Consider the following 3,388-nt stretch of genomic DNA (forward strand, 5'->3'; position numbering starts at 1 on the left):
GCCTGGCTCTTGGTGTAAAATTTATTTATGCGACTAAATAAAATCCTACAGAAAATCGTTAAAACCGCATAAGTCATGGACAGCTTTGTACTGATTTTCTGTTTTATCATATGGATACCCCTGAATAGCACAAGCCGGCTTGCGCTGTTCCCAAATTAGCAGTGTGAACTGCATCAAAACCGTTTTAGCCATCTTACGGCATGTTCGATCCATCCGGCATTATCCGGCACGATCTGATCCTCGATTCTGGCAGTTGTCTCATCGCATAGAGATAATCCATGTCCCCCTCTTTCATAAATATGCAGTTCGAAAGGAACTCTGTGTTTGCGCAGTGCACAGGTAAATAATAAAGTATTCTCTACCGGTACCGCATCATCTTCCTGGGTATGCCATATAAACGTGGGCAGTGTATCGGCTGTGACCTGTTTTTCCAGGGACAGCTTTTCCCGCAGTTTTGGGGAACCGTCTGGTCCTGTCAGATTCGCACAGGATTCCTTGTGGGTAAATTCCCCCATAGTAATGACCGGATAGCATAAAATCATCCCTGATGGCTTATAGCTGAAGTTTCCGGTTCCGAAAACCCGCTCAAATATTTCGTCCTTCCATAAGGTTCCAAGGGTTCCGCACAAATGCCCTCCGGCGGAAAATCCGCAGATGAAAATCTTTTCCGGATCAATCCCCCATTCCTTTGCATGTTCCCTTACCATTACGACGGATGCAGCCAGTTCCAGTACCGCACATGGATAGCGGGATGGTGCCACACTGTATTGCAGCACAAATGCCTGCATGCCTGATGCCATAAACCGCATTGCCACCGGTTCTGCCTCCCGGTCTGATTTAAATTGATAAGCGCCTCCCGGACAGATAATGACTGCCGGCCTTGCCCCGGACATTCCTAGTTCCTCACTGTCACTATGCATATACCCAATTAATCTGGGCTGATATTTTCCATGCACGGCACCTGCCTTTTCATATGCTGCCTGCACGTTCATTTCTCTGTAAATCATATAGCTCCCTTCCGCCTTTTTCGGGCCATGTTCTTATTTTTCCCTCTATTATACACCATATCTATTCCAAGGGAAATAGGTGAGTGTGGAAAGAAAAGACCTGTAAACAGAGGTCTTTCCCTATTTACAGGCTTTTCATTTACAATTTATTGTCAATAATCGTAATTATCCACAGTCGCTGCATCAAATACCAGGGCTTCCCCTAATACGCACTCACGGTTTGTAATTTCTTTTGCTCCCAGCCTTCCTGCATCGATAGAGGTGGAATCCGTTGTAATCGTTCCCTCTGCCAGCTGGTATCCCGACTGGACAGCCAGATATCCCAGATCCATGCAATTCCAGAGAACTCCGGTATTCATAGGATTTTCTTCATCCTTAATATAGGTTTTCAGGGCATTCGGTGTTGCCAGTCCGGTCAATGTGATTTTGGAGGGATCGGTTTACTGGATGCGGACTGATACTGGGCACCCAGAGCCGGTGTTGACATAGATGACAATGCAATTGCTGCCTGTATCTGGTCTTCGCCTTCCCCCATGCGGCTGATCAGTGTCGCACACTCGCTGTTTACCGTAGTTTCATCTGTACCGGGATAATATACATCTGTTTCTTTATTCTGGATTTTCATAAAGCTATAGTCGTCTGTTTTTAATAATTCATCAATTGCCGCTTCCCATGCTGTCTGGTTGGCATCTGTACCGGAACCGGATACCAATGCTATATTTGCAGGATGGTCTGCGCCGTATCCTTTGGCTTTCAGGTCAATTGCGGCACCGTCCAGCAATCCCTTTGCAGCCGCCTGCGCAGTGATCTGATTTATGAATAAATCCCTGGAATCAGCCTGTGCGTCAGCATCAAATGTCACAACTTTAATGCCTGCATCCTGCGCTTTCTTTAGGGTAGGGGCAATCGCTGTGGGATCATTAGGTGATACAATAATGACGCTTACATCCTGGGCGATCCACCCTTCCAGAATATCCACCTGCTTCTGATTGGTCGCCTGATCCTGTGACGGACCATCATACAACAATGTGATTCCCAGTTCATCTGCTGCTTCCTGCGCACCTACTTTACATGCGTCAAAATAGTTCTCTCCTTTGAACTTGGGCAGCATTGCCACAACCACATCAGCACCTTTGGTTTCTGCGGATGAATCTTTGGAAGCTTCCTTCGTTTCCCCATTGCCTGCTCCGGCTGTTTCCTTTGTCTCCGCTTTTTCTGTTGTTTTACTTCCCCCTGATGTGTCAGTGGTGGAACATCCTGCTAAAGAAGACACCGCCATAATTCCAATCAGTGCTGCCGCCAATACCTTTGTTACCAATCTTTTCTTCATAATTTACCCACCCTTTCATGTATAAATATTATTTTTTATGTAAATATTATGTGTTTATTCAGTTGACCCTGAATATCACAATTTTATTACAATCCATTGTTTTGTTTCACAGGCACCGCAATAATTTTCTTCTTCTTTGCTTTTGTATTCACAAATGCATAAGCGATTAATGCGATCATCAGTACGACCCCCTGTACAATCGTCTGGACGTCAATGGGGATATTCAGTACGGTAAGCCCGCTGTTCAGGGTTGCGATTATCAGCGTCCCCAAAACAGTACCTTTCATATCTCCGATTCCTCCGTTAATGCTGGTTCCGCCCAGAACCACTACCGTGATTACTTTCAGGTTAAAACTGGTACCTGCATCATATTTTACACTGGTGAATCTTCCAAGCCAGATGAATGCAGCCAGGGCACAGACAAGACCGCAGATCACATAGATCAGTATCTGCATCTTATCCGTATTGACACCGGAATATTTTGTTGCATTTTTATTCAATCCAATACTGTATAGCTTTCTTCCAAAAGTAGTTTTTCCCAGAAGAATAATGAAGAAAACAGCCAGGATTACATAAATCCAGATTTGCAGCGGAATCCCTGCGATGGAGGTATTTCCAAAAAAGTTGGTAAAATCATAACTATATACACTGTCGCCATGAGAAATTCCTCTTGCCAGCCCCAGAAACAAATACATGGTTGCCAGCGTAGTCACCATCTCAGAAATCTTAGCTTTGGCAATAATAATGCCGTTCACCAGCCCACAGATTCCCCCAGTGAGTAATGTGACAATAATGCCTGCCGTTGCACCCATGCCTGCCGCTGCCATTCCTCCCATCATAGCCGAGAGGATCATGATATTTCCAACTGAAAGATCAATCCCCCCGGTAATGATGATCAGCGTCATGGGAAGGGCTGCCATACCAATTTCCACAATGTTGCGAAACATAACGTTTATAATGTATGCCGGTTTTAAAAAGGACGGACTCTTTAAGGATATTGCTGCAAAGATAACCAGCCAAATGAAAAACAGCGCCAGATTAAATGTAACTT

At 45.0% G+C, this 3,388-nt stretch carries 4 protein-coding genes; all 4 read right to left on the bottom strand.

Features of this window, described 5'->3' with window-relative positions; genetic code table 11:
* Nucleotides 1–173 precede the first annotated feature (173 nt).
* Nucleotides 174–1,007 carry an alpha/beta hydrolase gene (locus ACH2DQ_RS01920; protein ID WP_394913620.1) on the bottom strand — a complete coding sequence of 278 codons (834 nt, stop codon included), beginning with the start codon at nt 1,005–1,007 and terminating at the stop codon, nt 174–176.
* 152 nt (nt 1,008–1,159) lie between these two features.
* The gene (locus tag ACH2DQ_RS01925; RefSeq protein ID WP_395025285.1) at nt 1,160–1,366 is read right to left on the bottom strand and encodes a hypothetical protein; all 207 of its coding nucleotides are present in this window, start codon (nt 1,364–1,366) and stop codon (nt 1,160–1,162) included.
* A 56-nt stretch (nt 1,367–1,422) separates the two neighbouring features.
* On the bottom strand, nt 1,423–2,337 hold the full coding sequence (locus ACH2DQ_RS01930) for a substrate-binding domain-containing protein (RefSeq protein ID WP_395025287.1): 915 nt from the start codon (nt 2,335–2,337) through the stop codon (nt 1,423–1,425).
* A gap of 86 nt (nt 2,338–2,423) precedes the next feature.
* On the bottom strand, nt 2,424–3,388 hold a 965-nt coding region (locus ACH2DQ_RS01935; RefSeq protein ID WP_395025289.1), incomplete at its 5' end, for an ABC transporter permease.

The sequence above is a fragment of the Robinsoniella sp. genome (assembly GCF_034124845.1).